The organism is Vibrio sp. VGrn 2, from assembly GCF_009361695.1.
GTDB classification, from domain to species: Bacteria; Pseudomonadota; Gammaproteobacteria; order Enterobacterales; family Vibrionaceae; genus Vibrio; species Vibrio diabolicus.
On the sequence record NZ_RBWD01000020.1, the window covers coordinates 1 to 19,658 of the forward strand.

Annotated in this window: 15 protein-coding genes; 7 read left to right on the top strand and 8 right to left on the bottom strand. The window is 43.8% G+C overall.

The genetic code is table 11. The features are described from left to right. Positions 1–280 precede the first annotated feature (280 nt). Entirely contained in the window at positions 281–3,454 is a 3,174-nt protein-coding gene (locus D8S93_RS21845; protein ID WP_152815525.1) for an AAA family ATPase, read from the top strand. A 134-nt stretch (positions 3,455–3,588) separates the two neighbouring features. Here D8S93_RS21845 and D8S93_RS21850 read toward each other — a convergent pair whose 3' ends face one another. Then, positions 3,589–4,062 carry a DUF1842 domain-containing protein gene (locus D8S93_RS21850; protein WP_152815528.1) on the bottom strand — a complete coding sequence of 158 codons (474 nt, stop codon included), beginning with the start codon at positions 4,060–4,062 and terminating at the stop codon, positions 3,589–3,591. Positions 4,063–4,344: 282 nt separating this feature from the next. Between D8S93_RS21850 and D8S93_RS21855 the strand changes: the two genes are divergently transcribed. From D8S93_RS21855 to D8S93_RS21865, 3 genes are all read left to right on the top strand, one after another. Further along, positions 4,345–6,036 (top strand): FAD-binding oxidoreductase, encoded by a 1,692-nt coding sequence (locus D8S93_RS21855; RefSeq protein WP_152815531.1) that lies wholly within the window; start codon positions 4,345–4,347, stop codon positions 6,034–6,036. 86 nt (positions 6,037–6,122) lie between these two features. Then, entirely contained in the window at positions 6,123–6,449 is a 327-nt protein-coding gene (locus tag D8S93_RS21860) for a hypothetical protein (RefSeq protein ID WP_152815534.1), read from the top strand. A 465-nt stretch (positions 6,450–6,914) separates the two neighbouring features. Further along, positions 6,915–8,210, top strand: coding sequence for a linear amide C-N hydrolase (locus D8S93_RS21865; RefSeq protein ID WP_227484018.1), 1,296 nt, complete (start codon positions 6,915–6,917; stop codon positions 8,208–8,210). A gap of 146 nt (positions 8,211–8,356) precedes the next feature. On the opposite strand, the gene D8S93_RS21870 is transcribed toward D8S93_RS21865, so the two are convergent. From D8S93_RS21870 to D8S93_RS21890, 5 genes are all read right to left on the bottom strand, one after another. Beyond that, positions 8,357–9,400 carry a GMP reductase gene (locus tag D8S93_RS21870; RefSeq protein WP_005396079.1) on the bottom strand — a complete coding sequence of 348 codons (1,044 nt, stop codon included), beginning with the start codon at positions 9,398–9,400 and terminating at the stop codon, positions 8,357–8,359. A gap of 434 nt (positions 9,401–9,834) precedes the next feature. Then, positions 9,835–11,376, bottom strand: coding sequence for an NAD(P)H-hydrate dehydratase (locus D8S93_RS21875; protein WP_152815537.1), 1,542 nt, complete (start codon positions 11,374–11,376; stop codon positions 9,835–9,837). A gap of 86 nt (positions 11,377–11,462) precedes the next feature. Further along, entirely contained in the window at positions 11,463–11,900 is a 438-nt protein-coding gene (locus tag D8S93_RS21880; RefSeq protein WP_005396081.1) for a PAS domain-containing protein, read from the bottom strand. Beyond that, positions 11,900–12,904, bottom strand: coding sequence for a response regulator (locus D8S93_RS21885; RefSeq protein ID WP_005396082.1), 1,005 nt, complete (start codon positions 12,902–12,904; stop codon positions 11,900–11,902). The genes D8S93_RS21880 and D8S93_RS21885 overlap by 1 nt, the downstream gene beginning before the upstream one ends. A gap of 367 nt (positions 12,905–13,271) precedes the next feature. Beyond that, positions 13,272–14,180, bottom strand: coding sequence for an aldo/keto reductase (locus D8S93_RS21890; RefSeq protein WP_152815540.1), 909 nt, complete (start codon positions 14,178–14,180; stop codon positions 13,272–13,274). Between the two features lie 95 nt (positions 14,181–14,275). On the opposite strand from D8S93_RS21890, the gene D8S93_RS21895 reads away from it, so the two are divergent. Continuing rightward, positions 14,276–14,689 (top strand): helix-turn-helix domain-containing protein, encoded by a 414-nt coding sequence (locus tag D8S93_RS21895; protein ID WP_005396084.1) that lies wholly within the window; start codon positions 14,276–14,278, stop codon positions 14,687–14,689. On the opposite strand, the gene D8S93_RS21900 is transcribed toward D8S93_RS21895, so the two are convergent. Beyond that, a complete protein-coding gene (locus tag D8S93_RS21900; RefSeq protein WP_171058475.1) occupies positions 14,670–15,248 on the bottom strand; it encodes a hypothetical protein in 579 nt (192 codons plus the stop codon). The genes D8S93_RS21895 and D8S93_RS21900 overlap by 20 nt on opposite strands. A gap of 492 nt (positions 15,249–15,740) precedes the next feature. Between D8S93_RS21900 and clcA the strand changes: the two genes are divergently transcribed. Together clcA and D8S93_RS21910 are read left to right on the top strand one after the other, a co-directional pair. Beyond that, positions 15,741–17,144 (top strand): H(+)/Cl(-) exchange transporter ClcA, encoded by a 1,404-nt coding sequence (clcA, locus tag D8S93_RS21905; RefSeq protein ID WP_005396086.1) that lies wholly within the window; start codon positions 15,741–15,743, stop codon positions 17,142–17,144. Positions 17,145–17,405: 261 nt separating this feature from the next. Beyond that, positions 17,406–18,353 carry a TDT family transporter gene (locus tag D8S93_RS21910; protein ID WP_006741125.1) on the top strand — a complete coding sequence of 316 codons (948 nt, stop codon included), beginning with the start codon at positions 17,406–17,408 and terminating at the stop codon, positions 18,351–18,353. Positions 18,354–18,399: 46 nt separating this feature from the next. On the opposite strand, the gene D8S93_RS21915 is transcribed toward D8S93_RS21910, so the two are convergent. Next, a complete protein-coding gene (locus tag D8S93_RS21915) occupies positions 18,400–19,638 on the bottom strand; it encodes an NRAMP family divalent metal transporter (RefSeq protein WP_006741126.1) in 1,239 nt (412 codons plus the stop codon). Positions 19,639–19,658: the final 20 nt, after the last annotated feature.

The following is a 19,658-nucleotide window of genomic DNA, read 5'->3' on the forward strand; positions in this document are numbered from 1 at the left end:
TGCAATCTTTTAAAAGATATACATTTAAAGATATTTCAAAAAACTTATTAAGAAAAACATGAATTCACAACAATAATTATCAAAATTATTAATAACAAAAACACCACTAATACAACAATGAATTGAGGTAGTTTGAAGATTAAAATGCCCATTTCATTTTCGTATATAACATTTTAACTACTAGTATTATATGTAGTGAAATAAGATAAATTTATTCACTCAACATATCCAATCGATTCAGGTTTACTGGGAAAAGCTATACGTTACAACGGAGTGAAATATGGCAAATAGGGATGGAAGAATTCCACTCAACGTATTACGACTCAAAGAACTGAGAAAGAAATTAGGACTGAGCCAAGAAAGACTGGCGGAAGAATGCTTTCAACAGGGTTTTGTCGTATCTATTGCTTCCATAAAGCGAGCAGAGTCTGGGGCGAATGTGCTGTATCGTACCGCATCCAATCTCGCGGAATACTTTTCTGTCCCCGTAGAGGACCTCTTAATAGATCGCGCCTCAGAACCATTACTTACAAATGTGTCTTCATCACCACCATATTTTTTTATTTTTGCAATCGAAGCAAAGTTTGATTTGACCGTAAAGACTCTGCAAACATTACTTTTCAGCCAAAACACTACACCCATAATACAAAACCGGACGTTTGTTCTTACTTGGTCTATACAGGAATCGGACGAATATGTTTTTGAACGAATTCGACAACTAGCCCTTCAATTACAGGTTGCTCTTTCGGCTTCGATTCGGTCTTTTATCAATGTGAAATACAAGCATCGAGTCACTGAGCTATCGGAACATCCGAATGCGATAACCCCAATCAATGAAATCCTAGTTAAAATCCCTTGGGGAGAAATAGCTGCTTGTCCTTGCTTTATCTCGTCCAATTGTGCCAGACCAATAAAACCGTTTCTAACAGGAGAGCCAGACTTCAACAACTGGCATCTTGTATCCTTACACCAAAGCCATACTGACTGTTTTGTAGGGCGTAAACTTGAACTAGAAACATTAAATAGCGGAATCAAGCGATGGCAAAAACAAGAAGCAGGCCAAACGTATTGTATTACTGGTACCGCAGGGATAGGAAAGACCAGCCTACTCAACCAGGTCATTGCGTCTTTGAATCGATCCTCGTGTTTAACCACAGAGATTCAAATCCTGAATCATGGTAGTGCTGATCTCTTGTCCCCTCAAAATATATTCACTCGGGCAATTTGTTCATTTACTCGTGAAGATACCGATGATTCTATTCGTCAGCAAACTGTCGAGTCATCAATTCCCTCTTCTTTCCACCTCTGCCTTTATTGGTTAATGGGGGTAGCACTCAACGAATCAGAAAAGCAGTTGCTGAACTTAATGGAGTTCCAAACGCTGAAACAAACGATAGAGCAATCTATCCCTTTCTTAATTCAACAACGGCAGACCAGCAAACCGCATTTGATAATTGTTGAAGATGTCCATTGGGCCGACGAGGTAATGTTGGCATTTCTTGAGACACTGCTACCTCATATTACAAACACCAATATTTTGCTCTTTCTGACGTTTAGGCAGCAAAAACGACTTAGTTCCAAACAATCTTGGTTTACCAACGTGAATCTAATCGAACTTAGGGAGTTATCATCTGAAGAGTCTTACGAGTTAGCTTGCTCAATCACATGCCAACAGAATAAACATATCAATGACTGTATAAAGCTTGCGAAAGGCCATCCTTTATACTTGCGCCAAACACTGCTTTGCTCTCAGTTTGATAAAGACGTTCCGGAGTCATTGGAGCATTTAGTTTCGATACAATTAGCTCAACTTCCAGCCCAAGATCGCCAAGCACTCTGTACTGCCTCTGTGTTGGGGCAGTGCTTTCAACTGGAGCAACTGCGTGAAATCACCCGAATTCCCGGCTACGTGCCAGATAAGTTAGTCGATGCTGGCTTAGTAAAACTCAATGGCGATCAATACCTTTTCCATCATGATTTGATTTGTAATGCTGTTTTCCGTCAAATAGACAAGTCACAGTGTTCCAAAATACACATGGCCTGCGCAAAATGGTATGAGAACCGAGATCGATTCTTATATGCCGTCCATATTAATCATGCCAAGGTCGAAGGTGTATTTACTGTTCTTGAACAGACCGCCAAACATTACCTGAGTAATTATCAGTTTGAAAAAGCACTGACACTTATTGAGTTCGCTATTAAAGAGTCACCTAAAGAACAGATGGCGTATGCACTAAATATGAAAGGAAACTGCCTGTATTCGATGGGACGCATAAAAGAGAGTATTGAGGTTCTTGAGCAAGCGATTCATCACACAGAAAATGATCCTGAACGTGTTCAATACTATTTAGACCTCATTAACCCCTATCGCTTAACCGACAACTTTGTACAAGCGATGTCGATTTTAGACCAAGCCCAAGCCCTGTGTGAAAAGCTGACGTTAAATAAATCTTTGTGTGAAATTCATTCGATGAGAGGTAATATGCTGTTCCCTACTGGGCAGCTAGACGAATGTGAGAAAGAACATTTACTTGCATTAGATTACAGTCAACGAGCAAACTGTTTTCGCGCGAAAGCGAAATCGCTTGGCGGCCTCGGTGATTGTGCCTACGCACAAGGAAAAATGGCTCGCTCATACGAGCACTTAACCGAGTGTTTGCAACTGTGTGAAGAGCATCAGTTGCTTTCGATTGAAACTGCCAATCGCTACATGCTGGCAACAGTGATGATCTATCAACTGCAATCTGACGAAGCACTAAAACAGGCTCAGCATGCCTCGAATCTTGCTTATCTCACGGCAAACCGCCGAGCAGAAATTGTTTCCAGGCTTACGGCAGCATGGATCTTTCTCGACCGTAATGTATTGGTGCAAGCTGAAAACGAAATCTCGACCGCTCTGCAACTTTCAAAACAGCTTAATGCTCATCGATTTGTCGCTTTTCTTTTGGAGTCCAGTGCAAGATTACACTGGTATCAGGGAAAAGAGGAGAAAGCCCTTTCGGACATCGACACGGCTCTAGAGCTTGTTCATATCAATAAGCTACACAATTTTATTGGTCCTTGGCTCGTATCTACCAAGGCACTTATTTGTGGCGATGAATCAACGGCCCTCTCCGCTTTGCGCACTGGTGAGGCTTGGCTAGAATCTACCTGTGTTGGTCATAACTATTTACGCTTTTACCAACAAGGAATCCAAGTAGCGTGGCAGTATAAGCAGCCTACGCTACTTCGAAAATATCGCGATAAGCTTGCTAACTTCACCCGAGAAGATCCGCATCCATGGGGTGATTTTTATATTGAACAAGCGAATCTGATGCTTGCCTTACTCGACCAGTCCAGCTCCGTCTCTGAGTTGTTAAACTTCAATCAGGCCGCGCGTAAGCATCAACTGAACCAGGCTCAAATAAGTGTTGATGAGCTCGACCCTTGGCTCTTCACATCTACTCAACCATGAAATATTCAATAAACGAAGAAAGTCGACTAATTGCACCGTCAAATCAGCTTGTTTGCTCGATTTACCTCGTCAAACACAGATATTCGAAACCATCGAATATCTGTGTTTTGGCACAGTGTCATCGCTGATTAGATTTATGCTGGCGCATGATCACTTTGCTCCACCTTAAAGTTTTCGATGCTAGGAACATGCTCAGGTAAAAGTAGAGTAACGCGTTGATTTGCTACTTCAACCCATTTACCTGAACTATTTTTATATCGATAGAATGCCACGCCTGACTTCCAATCATCATTAAGTAGGATGTTGAGCGTTACGTTGTGAAGATCTGCTCCTAGAGGAGCAATGCCTAGGTAAGGCTGGTAGCCCTGCAACGTCACCATGATATGACAATCACGCATCGTGCATTGATAGTTGAAACTGCCATTGAGATCAGACACCACATTTAACGGTGGTTTAATGGCCTGAAAGATATGTCCTTTACCCACTATTGATTTGTCTTCGCTGGCCACGAGTAGATTAACATCGAAGTTCACTCCTCCAGGTAAGCCGTTACCAATTTGATAATGAGCAGTAAAAATTGCTTGTGATTCTTTTGATTCCATTTTCATTGTGTTCTCCAACTGAATTTATTGTCGTTAGTGACCCATTCAATGTAGATAACACGTCATTCAAGTTCAGTATCACTTTAGGCTCAGATCTACTGACTACATAAATTATCTACGGTCACGCAGATGCCGCTCGTTCTTTTCATCAACCAGATATTATTGCTCTCTCGCTGATGCTTTTGGCGATTTGTACAGAACAACTGATACCAAACTGATATGGCGAACATATGCATTCGAGTTAATATTTAAACAACTATTCAATACATAAGCCAAATGGAAAAAATAATGGAACAAGAATGGATGCAGGGAACTAAAGAAAACCAAGTGGTAGAACAGCACCCTAACCCTCAAATACAACGCCTCGCTGTACTTAACGCGTACTCAATCTCAATCAATAATGCCAAACTGTTTATTCAGAAAATGGATAAATGCGGTTTTCCTAAAGAGCGACTACTGACACCTCTTGAAAACACGGTTTCACCGGTTCCCGGTTTGAACCAATATCAAGTCGAGTCACTCATCTTCAATACTCGCTATCAACACCAACCCTTTGTCATTGTCATGTGCGAAAGTACGCAAGAAGTTCAGCAAGCCTATCTAACAGCAACTCGATTCAGTCTCCCGATTCGTGTTCGCTCAGGAGGGCATGATCACGCAGGTGAATGCAGTGGTGACAACGTCATTTTGATTGACGTGAGCAGAATTAAGACCTTCCAATTGTGTGAAAATATTGCCACCATTGGTGCTGGCTATCGCTTCTATCAACTGACACCAAAACTTGCAGAGCATGATCGAATGATTGCACATGGAACCTGTGCCACAGTTGGGTTGACTGGCTATATTCAAGGCGGAGGATGGGGCCCTTGGACGCGAAAATACGGCATGTGTTGTGAGCACCTAGTGAGTGCAACCGTGGTATTGGGTGATGGTACGATCACAGAAGTCTCAGCAGAGTCCAACCCTCACCTATTTTGGGCACTAAGAGGCGGCGGAGGCATGAGTTATGGCATTGTTACCGAGCTACGCGTAAAAACATTCCCTTTACCCAAAGAGATCCACCGCTTCGAGCTTCAGTGGAACCTCTATCCAAAAATCAACGGTATGCTTCAGCCAATACCAACGCACCCTACCATAGATGTGCTAAAAAATTGGGAGCAGGCTATAAAAAGCCTCGATACGCCTAAACTTCTTGGCACCAACTTGCAAATTGATGCTCTGCCTGAATCATCTAACCACTGTGATCTCGAAACCATCAGCCATCACTGCACCATGTATGGCTACTGGGAAGGAACAGAACAAGATCTTCACCAATTTATAGCCGTTCAATTTGGCGCTTGCTTCCCTGATTTAGTTCAAGTCTATGAAGCACATGGCACTGACTTTGACGGGAAGAAATACGATCACTCCCTGATGAGCACATGGGGGCGCGATTCTTTGTGTCAAAGCGGTTCTCCTTTCCCTCCAGATTATGACGCCCCAGCACCTCACAAAATCACTTCGCGATTGGTGTCAGAGCGAGGTCTTAAAGCAGAAGGCTATACTGCACTTTTGCAAAGCTTAACTTCACCTTTGATAAAGCCAGAAAACCGCGCTCAAGGGCTATTTAGTTACGTAACCTTAGGTGCGATCACTGGTGGCTTTTATCATCACTCAGACGACCTTGAAGACATATCTTTCCCCTACCGCCAGTGTCAATATACAGTCCAATACCAAACCTGGTGGAATGAAGAGATAAAGCAAAAACTAGAACTACAAAATAACCCAGTACTTGTTGATGTAAACAGAGCCATGGACTGGATTGATAAAGCCAGAGAAGCTGATATACCGGGAACCTATGGTGCCTTTATCAGCTTTAAAGATCCGGCAATTCCGACAAGCGTTTATTTTGATCGAAGCTACCGCGACTTAATCGGTATAAAAGAGAAATACGCTAAGGATAAGTTTAATCATCTTAGAACTAATAAGACCATCATTTAACATCAATATGCATCTTAAGAAGCATATATTAACAGACCGTCATTTGGCCGTTCTATCACGTATAGAAATTAAAAAGAGGAAAAATTATGACAACTAAGGGTTCATTTTACGTTAAAAATAATTCCAGCGATAAAATCACCGGATATGTGAGATTTAAAGACTCTCCGGAAATGGAAGTCCGTTTCGACTTGAATACTGGCGAACAATCTGAATCTGCTAGTTTTGAATCCGGTGCCGCGACCCATGACTCCTGGTACTACAGTTTCAAAAAGGCAGGTGAAACCTATACTGGGGACAAGTCCTGTGCATACTATGCAAAAGACGAAAATAAAGGCCCCATCGCTGTGGAAATCTTTAATGATAATTTAAAAATATCTCCACCACTTAGCGGTTCTTGTGAGAAAACTTTATAGCCGCTTACCCGATTCATCACTTCGCCCGAGACTGTTAAACAACTTCTCGGGCAGTTTCATTTCTCGGTATTTGGATTGAAGACTCTCCCTATTTTCAATCATAATCTGAAATTGTTAACTTTATGTTCTCACTTTATATCACCACTGCAAGATAATCGAATCAATAAAAATCACTTTTAAAACCAACTTTAAATCTAGAGTAACCAAGATTGAAAAAATAAATATATTATTGAGTTCTAAGATCAAAGAGTTTGACTTAATACATCACTTTTTATTTTAACTCTATCAACTGATACTAAACTGGTACTGACGTTTTTTGATTGAATGCTTAACTTAATAGCATGTGCTTATCTCAATGGCTAAAACCATTATTAAAGCGCAATTCTTCTATATCCACGTAATCTCTAAGCATTTGATTCAGAGAGTTTCTTGGATATGCATCATTCAAAATAAACAACGGAAAGCATGGCTATGTGTACAGATGTGAATATCAATTATGGTTGCAACAACCAAACCTTATCCGCTAGAACCATGGAGTTTGCAGTTAACCTTCAGACCGAGATTTGGTTTAGAGCCCAACAAACTTACCAAATTACGACCGTTACTTCCGACGGAAAAGCCGACCGTGTTTTTAATGGTCAGCCGCCAAAAAGTCACAGTAAAGAATGTGAGTTTCGAGCAAATTGGCAGGGAGAGTTGAGCTTCATACACTGCAACGCCATTACCCGGTATAATAACCCTCTTGTAACAGCTGATGGCATTAATGAATCTGGCCTTTCTGTTGGGTCACTGTACTTGCCCATTCTCAATCAAAATGTATCGACCTCTCACATCCCTGATGATGCCTTTGCATTAGGCAGCGGCCTGTTTGGTACTTTTATCTTGTCTACGTTTAATACTGTGGACGAGATGGTGACCTACTTCACCACCCACCCCGTTTACGTGTTTAACTCGACTATTTCAACTGGTGAAACAGAGAGTGACAACATGGCTTTGGACCAGCATTTCGTAATTCACGATGCAAATAATGACAGTGCAGTCATTGAGTTTCTTAACGGTAATATGCATATCTATCGAGCACTCAAAGAAAGCGATATGTGCAGCAAAGAGGAAAATCAGCAAGCACGCTATCAATGTACCGAATACGACTTTGATGATTATAAAGTGGTTGTGGACCACTCCTACGTTGGAGTAATGACTAACTGCCCAAATTACCATTGGCATGTCAATCACCTCTCTTATTTTTCCAATTTGCGCAACTACAACCCAGAACCGAACAATGAAGTAACCATGCAACGTCATGTCCAAGTGCCTGGCCCACTTCAATCAATCAATGGCGCTGGCTTGATGGGCCTACCCGCCGACCCAACACCGCCGTCTCGATTTGTACAAACCTATGCAATTAAGCAGTTAAGCGAACAACCAACTAACTTCGACGAAGCCTTCTCACTCGGACAAAAGCTACTTAATCGCGTTGATATACCTTTGGGCATCATGGCGAATGAGTTTGAGACATCCGATAACCCTGAAGTCTTTTTTAGTGATATCACCCAATGGAGCGTTATTAGACATAACAGTCATCAATCACCCGCGTTCTATCTGCGTACTTACGGAGACATGACTTGGCGAGTAGCCAATGTCAAAGACTATATTGGATTAAATAGAGACTGTCAGATTTCAAGTGTTTTACAGCTCATGCCAGTTACAACATCATTACCGTTTGAACAAGTCGAATCTCGACCAACTATTAAAATCGCTTAGAGTTAATTTGAAACGCAAACAAATGAGAAGCAAAAAAGCCAGAGTAAGAAATCAATCTCACTCTGGCTCATAGCTGCATATAGTATAGTTTTATCTGCTATAGATATAACGTATGGTTGCTTTTACACTTGTTACATTCGGTCGATTTACTCTTTACCGAACACGTTGTTCTCTTGTTCTTGAACGCGGATGAATGTAGTACGCTTGGTTAGCTCTTTAAGCTTTGCTGCACCCACGTATGTACAAGTTGAGCGAACGCCGCCAAGGATGTCTTGAATAGTGCCGTGAACACTTCCACGGTAAGGTAATAGTACGGTTTTTCCTTCGGCTGCGCGGTAACCAGCAACACCACCTGAGTGCTTCTCCATCGCGCTCTTCGACGACATTCCATAGAACTTCATGAACTTCTCGCCGTCTTTCTCGATCACTTCGCCGCCTGACTCTTCGTGGCCCGCTAACATGCCGCCTAGCATAACAAAGTCCGCACCGCCGCCGAATGCTTTGGATACATCACCTGCGCATGAGCAACCGCCGTCACCGATGATCATGCCACCAAGGCCGTGCGCTGCATCGCCACACTCGATGATTGCAGAAAGCTGCGGGTAACCAACACCCGTTTTTACACGAGTTGTACAAACTGAGCCAGGGCCAATGCCTACTTTCACGATGTCTGCACCAGCGAGGATCAACTCTTCACACATATCACCAGTAACCACGTTACCCGCAGAAATCACCTTGTCTGGGAACTCTGCTCGCACGCGTTCAACATACTCGACTAAATGCTCTGAGTAACCATTTGCAATGTCGATACAGATGAAAATAAATTCATCTGAAAGCGCCATAATATCTTTGGTTTTTTGGAAGTCTGCGTCAGATGTTCCCGTAGACACCATTACGTTATTCAGGGTTGCTTTATCAGCTGATTTAGCAAACTCAGCCCAATCTTCTACCGTGTAATGTTTGTGAACTGCAGTCATTACACCATGCTCAGCTAGCGCTTTAGCCATTGCAAAGCTACCAACCGAATCCATGTTTGCTGCGATTACAGGCACACCAGACCATTGACGACCACTATGCTTGAATGTAAAATCGCGGGTTAAATTTACTTGAGAACGGCTCTTAAGGGTAGAACGTTTCGGGCGAAACAGTACATCTTTAAAACCTAACTTAAGTTCTTGTTCGATACGCATTGTGTAATTCCTTGATTCATATGTATATGTGTCATCTCAGAGTGCGTAGTGATTTCGTTGGCAGACGAGTTCACTGTTCTTCGGACACAAAAAACCGGAGCGTTGGCAGACGCTCCGGTTTTCAGCATTATAGGCTGTGATTTATTTCCTACAAGTCTGATATTTGAATTTTTTTTGTGATACCATCTTGATAATCGCATATCAAAAACACTCCTCAAGTCGTTATTTTTTCTCATTATTTATAATTATCAACAACTTAAGAAAACGTTTAAGTTAACCTATTGCGCAAACCTTTGCGTCATACCTTTAAAATGAAAACGCACAACCTCTCAAATCTACCTAAAACTCAATCACCTAATACTAAGATGTGCTGCTAATTCGGAAAAAGTACTCAAAAAATCGCCCACTTTTTCATAGTAATGGGCGAGATCTAACTACGTCCTATCTATTTGTTGAGTAATAGCGGTACGAAGTGTGCCTATAACATCACTTGCCAAAAGACCAACTTGACCATGCTGACTCACGTTTATATCCGCAGCATGACTGTGGAGTACCACACCTAAACGTGCCGCAATGGAAATGGGTAACCCTCTAGCTAGCAACGCACCAATAACACCAGATAGCACATCTCCCATTCCGCCCGTCGCCATTCCGGCGTTACCCGCTAGGCAGACGTACATTCTCGTTCCATCGTAAATAAGTGTTCCCGCGCCTTTTAAAACCACCACACCGCCATAACGCTCTTGCAGTTGTCTTGCAGCAGAATATCGGTCACTTTCTATTTGTTGAGTGGTCACATTTAATAGTCGAGCTGCCTCTCCAGGATGCGGCGTGATCACTCGCTGGTTGTCGCACACCAAAGTGCCATCACATCGTTGGCTTAGCATCGCTAGAATATTGAGCCCATCAGCATCAACAACTTTAGGTTTCTGTTCTTGAGCCAGATATTGATAGGCTTGATAAGCCCACTCATCATCACCAAAACCTGGACCAAACACCAATACTTCAGCCCAGCGAATGCGTTTGGTTAAGTCGTTCTCAGTATCCCTGAGTAAGTCAGCGGTGATGCTTTGGCTCATTACTTCTGGGCAGCCAATCTGTAGTGGAATAAGGCTACTCGGGTGAGTAATTGCGGCAGTTAAACCCGCTCCGGCTCTAACCGCAGCGGAGGAACATAAACGAATCGCTCCTGACATACCTTGGTTACCACCGACACAAAGTAGTTTGCCATTGTCACCTTTGTGTGCTGTCGGGTTTGGCTTGAGCATTAACCTTGAAACAACCTGATGATCAATACCTAGTGCACTTTCTACTTCGATAGAATCAAACTCAATATTTACACCCAATCCACAAAAGTGGAGTTCACCAACTCGATCTCTCGCTTGTCCGGTACACAAGCCTTGCTTAACACCAATGAAGGTTACAGTATGCTCAGCATGAATGGCATCGCCTAAAATAGCACCTGTATTTGCACACAGCCCGGAAGGAATATCGACTGCTATCACTGGGGTGTGAATTTGATTGATTTGCTCAATGTAGCGACGGTACTCCGAACGAACCTCACCACTTAAACCAGTGCCTAACATGGCATCAATGATCACATCGGCTTCTAGCAATGCGGTATTCCACTCATCCCAATCATTGTTAACACCATCGATGGACTGCCAATCTTGATATGCGCGTAAAGCATCACCTTTGAGCGCAGTCACATCACCAAGTTGGAAAACCTGTACATTGAGTTGCGCTTGTTTAGCAAGCGAGGCAAATACGTATCCGTCACCACCATTATTCCCTTTGCCACAAATGACTAAGATATTTTTTGATTTGGGATATAAGTGTAAAAAACGCTCATACACAGCCATACCTGCGCGTTGCATTAGGCTATACATAGAAACACCAGCCATTTGCGCTGCCAGCGTTTCACCGTTTTTTACTTGTTCTGCGGTGTAGAGTTTTAGGGCGAGATTAAAGTCCATCTTCACGTTCTGCGCATTAGGAAACACAATTATAAGTATACAAAAAAGCCAAGGCGAACCTTGGCTTTTGAGAAAGTTTTTTATCGCTACTGACTCTGAGACATCAATGCTTCAGCCGTCGCGTCTTGTATAGATAAAAACAACGAATTGATTTTCCCAGTCGGGGTACGCATGGGGTTCAGCGTAACGTTCTGGTACATAAACTCCGCTTGCTGAGTAACAGGGCGTACGTTACGGCAACGGAACAAGTAAGGACGCTGGCGCCACGTAATAAAGCTGCGGCAACCTAAATCATACACGGGCTTTGTTTTTAACTTAAACCATTCCTGCGGGATTTCAGGGAAGATATCAAAGATAGACCGACCAATTGCATCATGAGATTGCAAACCACTGTGATGAGTCATAAACCCATTCCACACTTGCACATTATAATCTCGGTCAATGACGACGAGCCCCATGTCGACGTTTTGTACCATGTCTACCATCCAATGGAATTGTTCAAACTCTGCTGGCATATTCAACATTAGAACTCCTCCATTAGATATGACAGTTTGTTATCGAGCAGCGGCAAAGATTCATCGACGAACATAAACAATAAATCACAACGGATTGACGTTCCCTCAATGTTGTAGCTCACCTCGAATGTCATGGTGCGGCTGAATGCGCCCGTCGTAGACTCAATGATCGAATCAATTGATATATGCTGACCAAGAAGCACTGGAGGGCTTTGGAAGAATCGCACTTCAGATTGTTCGCCCAAGCCATTTAAGAATGACCCCACCAAGATATTGGAAATATCCATGAGCAGCTCAAGCTCTTCCAGTTCGTCGCTATCAGCTGGCACTTTCATCAACTTCTTGAGATCCGATACGCTCGAATCGCTCAAAATCACCAGCGCTTCACCCGCAATACCTTCGCCACAAAAGCCCTGACAAACGCCCGATACGTTATCATGCGACGCTAAGTCACGGAGTGCCATGTGTAGTTCGCTCACTTCGAAGATATTAACGTTCGGAAGCGGTAATTGCACAAACACATCAAAATGACGCGCCAATGCATCTGCGGCTCGACCAATAGAGACGTTCGCTACTTCCATATAAATATCGCGACGACGTAAAATCGGTAACTCAATAGAAACAGGCGTGATAATTTGAGGACGAGGCTCTGGCTCAACCAACTCTTTAAGCGCATTCTTGAGTTCATCTTTGGCGATCGGTTTTTGAATAAACGCTTTTGCACCCAGTGCGAACACACGTTCTTTCGCTTTAGGTTGGATATCCCCCGACACCACAACCACGGGAGTTTTATTCCCTAACCGCTGCATGTTTTCTAGTGTTTCAAAGCCATCCATTTCTGGCATGGTCAAATCAAGAAACATCAATTTAAACTCGTTCTTTTCGAGTTCTTCTAGCGCATTTTTTCCGTGGATAGCAAACGTAATATCGGCATTCAATGTGGCTGGTAGTGATCTCGCCATCTGTTTGCGTGCTAACGCTGAATCATCACAGATGAGTACGGGAAAAGACATTCAATCACCTTTTTATATTCCACAATCTGCGCCGGAGTCTAACAGATTGTTACAGCATGTAATACGAGAAAACTGACGAGTTTTTATTTCTTTTTTTATTCAATAAGCATACGCAATATGAATCGATGAGTGAACAAAATGGCGAAAAAGCAAACATCCCATTCGCTGTTTAGTGACATGAAACAAACATGGATAAAACGCCTCCATTAAAAATAAGCACAAAGTTGCATTTTAAATTAAAAATTCGTTTTTACTCCCACTCTATCCGCTCAGTATGAGTACTGGGGAAATCGGTATCACGTAGCAATAAAAAAGCACCCTTTCATAGGGTGCCTTGAATAATGTATTCATCAATAAAGTGTCACTTCTATGGCACACCGTGACCTTTAGAAGCCACCCATACGCGATACCATTGCTCACGAGTCAATTCGATATTCAGCGCATTTACTGCCGTTTGCACACGCTCAATCTTACCAGAGCCAATGATTGGAATTGGGTTAGATGGCAAACGGCGTACCCAAGCGTAAATCACTTGGTCAATGCTAGTCGCGCCCACTTCTTCGCGAATCGCTTCTAATTCGTTGCGAACACGAACGGCTTGCTCACTGTCACCACTGAAGATTGAGCCACCACCGAGGCAAGACCAAGCCATTGGGCGCGTACGCAGCATTTGCATTTGATCAAGCGTTCCATCATGTGCAACTTCAAAATTAAGCGGATTGATTTCCACTTGGTTAGTCACAAGAGGCTTACCTAAACGAGATTGCAACAGCTCAAACTGACGTGGAGTAAAGTTAGATACGCCAAAGTGCTTCACTTTACCCACTTTGTGTAACTCTGAGAATGCTTCAGCCACTTCATCGGCATCCATTAACACGTCAGGGCGATGGATTAAAAGCACATCGATTTCGTCCACATTCAAACGCTCAAGCGAGTTATTCACCGATTGGTAGATGTGAGCGGAACTTGTATCGTAGTGATTGATCTTACGCTCTGGTGTTTTATCTCCGCACAGGTTGATATCACACTTTGTGACGATCTGAATCTGCTCTCGCACGCTCTTATCGAGAACAAGTGCTTCACCAAACAACTTCTCACACTCGTAATTACCGTATATGTCTGCGTGATCGACCGTGGTAATGCCTAACTCAATATGTTGCTTGAGGAATGACAAACGCTCTTGAGCAGTCATGCCCCAATCAACTGCACGCCAATATCCTTGGACCAGCTCTGAGAGCTCAGGGCCTTTTGGTGCAGTCACAACTTTTGCAACCATGGTTTTTCTCCTTCAATTGATCTGCATTCATCGTAGTCTTGTTTTCACATCGGCTCAACGGGTAAACTTTGGCAATTCGAACTGGAGTACGAAATATGTCTTTTGCCCAACGCCTAGCCACCTTGATCGGAGAAGAAAGCATCAGCGGATTTGCACGACGCGTTGATGTGTCTGAAGCTTTAATACGCAAATATTTAAAAGGCAGTGAACCGAGCCTAACGAAAGCAAATCAAATTGCGATGCGAGCCAACTGCTCTCTTGAATGGTTAGCGACCGGATGTGGTTATTTATATCGCCGCGCTGAAGTCGTAGATATGGATGCGTACAAACTTGCATTTCAACACGTTATGAATCAGCCGTTGCCAGATGAGGCAGAAGAACAGCACCGTAAGCTCATCGCTGGCTATCAATACCTGCGTGCGCACAAAAAATCGGATGGATTTTTAGACGAGTCTGCGATGGCGACCTTCCTATCTCTCCATAAAGAATCTAAAAACGAGTCACTTTAACATCGATAATTTCGCCATCGCTGTGCAATTCCACATTTAAAGACGGTGATGGCGACGAAAACTCGTCCGGTTTTACCCAAAATAAGCTTCGAATCGTTTCTTGCGGATAGCGGTTTATCAACAAGATAACTTCTTTATCGACAAGCTCAGAAGATTTCTTTTCCAGCGCTTCAACGACGTCATAGTGTTCTTGTCCGATAGTTATGTTGCGTAAAACTAATCCGTCTTTTCTTAAATTGAGGATTAAGTCATTGAGACTTTGCCATTGATATTCGGTCAAAAAAGAGAACTGAGCACTGTCCTTTCCCAAAACCACTTCACCATACAGATGCTGCTGATAGTACGAAAAATCGTCCAAACAAAATGTGCTGATATACGTTGAAACATCTTGCTGCTGCACGTCACAGCGATACCAGCTTCCTCTTGTCTCTATACGCTCTTTTAAATTGGAGTACGGCATTGAAGACAACGTGTCCTGCCACCAACTCGGCGTCGAAAATGCTGGAAACGTTACCGAAAAACAACATAAAGAAAACAGGACTCGAGGATAAAAGCGCATGAATTACTCTGGTTGATTAACATCGAACCCAGACATTACCGACTAGTAGAAATTGTTCAAGATAAAAATAGTGGCAGGTAGTGCGGAAAGTTGTAGAGCAGAAATTAAGAAGGCGCACATTTTGCGTGCGCCTCTACCTCGTTACTCAATCGTGAGTGTGCGAATCGGAGATGTCTATTGATGCATCCCGAACATAAAACGAGGACTTACCGTAGGGTTTGAATCCATCCAAATTGTGTGTAAAACCTCACATCCCTCCTTCTAAAGCAGTCATGTTGCTTTACACCTAAAGCATGGTTCATTTTGCTCAAAAAACAAGTTTTTTATCCCAAATTATGAGAGCAATAGCACAGTCTTGGTGAATGAATGACATCGCGACACTTCGAACACTCAATAGTGAAAAGCTAAATTGCATCTTTATTGATTAGGTCTAGACTCTGCGAAGCGTATACTTTCTCGCGTCCCTTCCACCAGCAACAGGAGAACTTGTTAATGACCAAACGAGAGAGAATTGTGAAATCTGTGTTAGCGCACGTACCGAAAGATGCGATTAACCAGTTTGTCTCTCGAGGGTCCACACCATTTTCTGTCTTGATTATGGCCGCAATCGTTGGCACACTAGCTGGTTTTGTCGGCACTTACTTCGAACTTGCGGTTCATTTTGTTTCTGAAACCCGTACCGAATGGCTAAGAAGCGAAATCGGTAGCGTACTTCCTCTTTGGCTTGCTGCTGTACTGATCAGTGCTCTGCTTGCTTTTGTTGGTTACTTTCTTGTTCACCGCTTTGCTCCAGAGGCTGCGGGATCAGGCATCCCAGAAATAGAAGGCGCGATGGACAACATTCGTCCAGTGCGCTGGTGGCGAGTTCTACCTGTTAAATTCTTCGGCGGCATGGGAGCACTTGGCTCCGGTATGGTACTTGGTCGCGAAGGTCCGACAGTTCAAATGGGCGGCGCAGTTGGTCGAATGGTGACCGATATTTTCCGTGTGAAAGATGACGATACTCGTCATTCCCTACTCGCTTCAGGTGCCGCTGGTGGTTTGGCTGCCGCCTTTAATGCCCCACTAGCTGGCATTATGTTCGTTGTGGAGGAAATGCGACCTCAATTTCGCTATTCTCTGATCTCAATTCGCGCGGTGATCATCTCTGCTATTATGGCCAACATTGTGTTTCGCGCCATCAACGGGCAAGACGCTGTCATCACAATGCCGCAATATCACTCTCCAGAGCTTCAGTCACTTTGGTTGTTTTTATTGCTTGGCGCATTGTTTGGCGTATTCGGAGTGATCTTCAATAAATTGATTACCGTGGCACAAGACAGTTTTGTCGCAATTCACAAAAACGATCGTAAACGCTATTTAATCGTGGGTTCACTACTTGGGGGCATTTTTGGTCTGCTTCTCTTATACGTGCCACAGCTAACTGGCGGTGGCATCGGCCTTATTCCTGATATTACCAATGGCAACTACTCGGTATCCGTTTTAGTTCTGCTTTTCTTTGGTCGCGTCATCACGACGTTGCTATGCTTTGGCTCTGGTGCGCCGGGTGGTATCTTTGCACCGATGCTTGCTCTGGGGACCTTGTTTGGCTATGCATTCGGAGCGAGTGCTGATGTGTTGCTTCCTACGCTTGATATCGAACCTGGCGTATTTGCTATTGCGGGCATGGGGGCCCTGTTTGCTGCAACGGTACGCGCACCGATCACGGGCATTTTGTTGGTGATTGAAATGACCAATAACTACTACTTAATTCTACCACTTATCATTACTTGTTTAGGTGCCGTGATTATTGCTCAGTTGTTTGGCGGACAACCGATTTACAGCCAGTTGCTACATCGTACAATCAAAAACGATAAGTTACGTCAGCAGGATCTTCCTGAAAACCAATCGACATAATTCTCGCTTTGTTATTATTTCGCTCCAGACTATCGAAAGGTTTGGAGCGATAAACTCTACATTTTTACATCCTTTCCCAAATATTCGATACCAAACTCACAAAAATACCATTCTCTGATATTTCCTCACCACCTTTAATGAGTAAGCACTCTCTAAACTTGCTAGTATTAGATACTCAAATAGAGCATTTCATCCAAATCATCACGTTTCGTTTCATTCAGGCAAAAATCAAATGGAGTAGATTTGAACTGGAGAAGACTTGTGCAGTTTTATAGCGTTCCGCCGTCTCAAGCCGCGTTAGCGCTAGGTATGATAGGTTTAGGACAAGCTTGGGCACTCTATGTCCCTGAAATTGGTGAACCAATACGCCCATTTTTAGCGTCACTCGGCGCGCTTTTACTCGCCCCTGTGCTGATAAAATATGCCACGAATCCACGATTATTTATGGTCGACATTCGTCACCCATTGAGCGGTAGCTTAATGGCACCCATGAGTATGGCGTTACTGATCCTTGCAGATTATCTTGCTTCTGTAGCGCCAATCATTGCTTATCCACTCTGGTTTATGGCACTTTTGCTGCATTTTACTATGATGGTACTGTTTTTTAGCTTTCAGCTAATGAACTTCAAAATGTCGAATATCGTACCTAGTTGGTTTCTCTATCCAGTGGGACTGATCAGCAGCTCATTAGCAGGCTCCCAATTGGGTCACAACCTATTCTCTGAAACCTTAGCGATGATGTGCATTGGCATTTATTTCTTTATGTTACCGCTGGTGCTCTATCGTTTGGTGTTTTTCGGATCTCTACCGAGACGAGCCAGGCCGACCCTCGCAATTATGGCCGCACCGGTAAACTTGTCATTGGCGGCATACTTGGTGAACTTTCCCCTTCCCGATCCGATACTGACGGGCGCATTAGCAGGGATTGCTATCACAATGACGTTATTGATCTACCTGTGTTACTTCCGCTTACTTCGATTGAAGTTTCAACCTTCTATCGCGGCGGTAACCTTTCCTTCCGTGATCAGTGCCATTGCGATGCACCGCTTAACCTCCTTTTTTGCCGAAGCGCACCCACGTTGGCATTGGCTACACGATTTTGGCTTTTTAGAGCTCAGCATTGCGACTGTGTTGGTGGTTTGGGTATCGGCAGGTTACATCAAAATGTATTGGCCAGAAATCGTTAAGTCGCCCTCTAAACAAGCTTAAAAAACGGCCTCATCTGAGGCCGCTGTTTATCTCTATCAATAAGACATCAACCCGCAAACTTCGCCATGAAGTTCCCAATGTTAGTCAAACTCGATGCCGCCATTACGATAACAATCGCTGCTCCAGTTAGCGTTAAGTACATTGGGTGTTGGTAGTCACCGACGATATCTTTGCGTTTTGTCGCAACCAATACAGTGCCCAAAACGATAGGAAGAATAATGCTGTTCACTAGGCCTGCTAGCATCAAAAGAAGAATTGGCATATCCATGGTTACCGTGCCTAACGAGGTTAGGATGATGAAACCAACACACCAAGCTTTCTCGTTTCGCGCCACAACTGGGAAAAGCGTCTTAATTAATGAGATAGCCATGTAAGAGTTGCCAACCACAGACGTGATGGAAGCGACAAACAGTACTAAGCCAAAGATGAAGTAGCCGAGTTGGCCCGCACCTTGACGGAAAGCATCCGCCGCAGGGTTAGCCGTATCCAGCGTTGCGCCTGTCGCGATAACGCCAAACACCGCCAAAAACAGTAGGATTCGAATAACCACCGCGATAGAAATACCAGCCCACGCTGTTGAGGTGATGGAAGGCACGTTCTCTTTGCCTTTCAAGCCGATGTCTACTAGGCGTTGTGCACCCGTGTAGTAACCGCCAACTGCACCGCCAACGATAGTCAACGTAGGCAGAAGCAAACTACCAACATCCATAGGCATCACCGCTGCACTTAGTGTCTCTCCCATCGGGGGTAAGCTCGTCATAGCCACGTATGCGATCAGAACGATCATGAACAAGCCAAGGTAGCGGGCCATTTGGTCCATTCGTTTGGAGGCGTTATGAACCACAAACAACAAACAGCCAACGACACCGGTAAACAGTGCGCCCCATGTTGTGTCCACGCCCGTTAGCACATTGATGCCTAACGCTGCGCCACTCACGTTGCCAAAGTTAAACGCCACTGCACCAAGCGCAAGGAGAATACCAACACCATAACCCATGCCGGGTGCCACTTTGTTCGCAATGTCTTGGATTCGCATGCCAGAAACGCCGACAATACGCCACAAGTTCATCACAATACCAAACGTGATAAAAATGGAAGCCAAAACTGGAAATGCCATGTCGACTTTGTAGATATTTGTGAAGACTGCGGTTTGAGTTAAAAAGCCGGGACCCACAGAGGTTGTCGCCATCAAAAAAGCGACACTGAGCATGGCTTTCTTTTGCCAACTGCTTTCTGTAACTGGAGCTGAAATAGAGGAGGTGCTGATAGTGCTTTGTGTAGTCATGCCGAGTCCCAAATTTGTTG

Coding starts and splice junctions, on each gene's coding strand:
- D8S93_RS21860 (WP_152815534.1), top strand. CDS start 6,123: ATGACAACTAAGGGTTCATTTTACGTTAAAAATAATTCCAGCGATAAA.
- D8S93_RS21890 (WP_152815540.1), bottom strand. CDS start 14,180: ATGGTTGCAAAAGTTGTGACTGCACCAAAAGGCCCTGAGCTCTCAGAG.
- D8S93_RS21850 (WP_152815528.1), bottom strand. CDS start 4,062: ATGAAAATGGAATCAAAAGAATCACAAGCAATTTTTACTGCTCATTAT.
- D8S93_RS21915 (WP_006741126.1), bottom strand. CDS start 19,638: ATGACTACACAAAGCACTATCAGCACCTCCTCTATTTCAGCTCCAGTT.
- D8S93_RS21895 (WP_005396084.1), top strand. CDS start 14,276: ATGTCTTTTGCCCAACGCCTAGCCACCTTGATCGGAGAAGAAAGCATC.
- D8S93_RS21885 (WP_005396082.1), bottom strand. CDS start 12,904: ATGTCTTTTCCCGTACTCATCTGTGATGATTCAGCGTTAGCACGCAAA.
- D8S93_RS21875 (WP_152815537.1), bottom strand. CDS start 11,376: ATGGACTTTAATCTCGCCCTAAAACTCTACACCGCAGAACAAGTAAAA.
- D8S93_RS21845 (WP_152815525.1), top strand. CDS start 281: ATGGCAAATAGGGATGGAAGAATTCCACTCAACGTATTACGACTCAAA.
- D8S93_RS21870 (WP_005396079.1), bottom strand. CDS start 9,400: ATGCGTATCGAACAAGAACTTAAGTTAGGTTTTAAAGATGTACTGTTT.
- D8S93_RS21880 (WP_005396081.1), bottom strand. CDS start 11,900: ATGTTGAATATGCCAGCAGAGTTTGAACAATTCCATTGGATGGTAGAC.
- D8S93_RS21900 (WP_171058475.1), bottom strand. CDS start 15,248: ATGCGCTTTTATCCTCGAGTCCTGTTTTCTTTATGTTGTTTTTCGGTA.
- D8S93_RS21855 (WP_152815531.1), top strand. CDS start 4,345: ATGGAACAAGAATGGATGCAGGGAACTAAAGAAAACCAAGTGGTAGAA.
- D8S93_RS21865 (WP_227484018.1), top strand. CDS start 6,915: ATGGCTATGTGTACAGATGTGAATATCAATTATGGTTGCAACAACCAA.
- clcA (WP_005396086.1), top strand. CDS start 15,741: ATGACCAAACGAGAGAGAATTGTGAAATCTGTGTTAGCGCACGTACCG.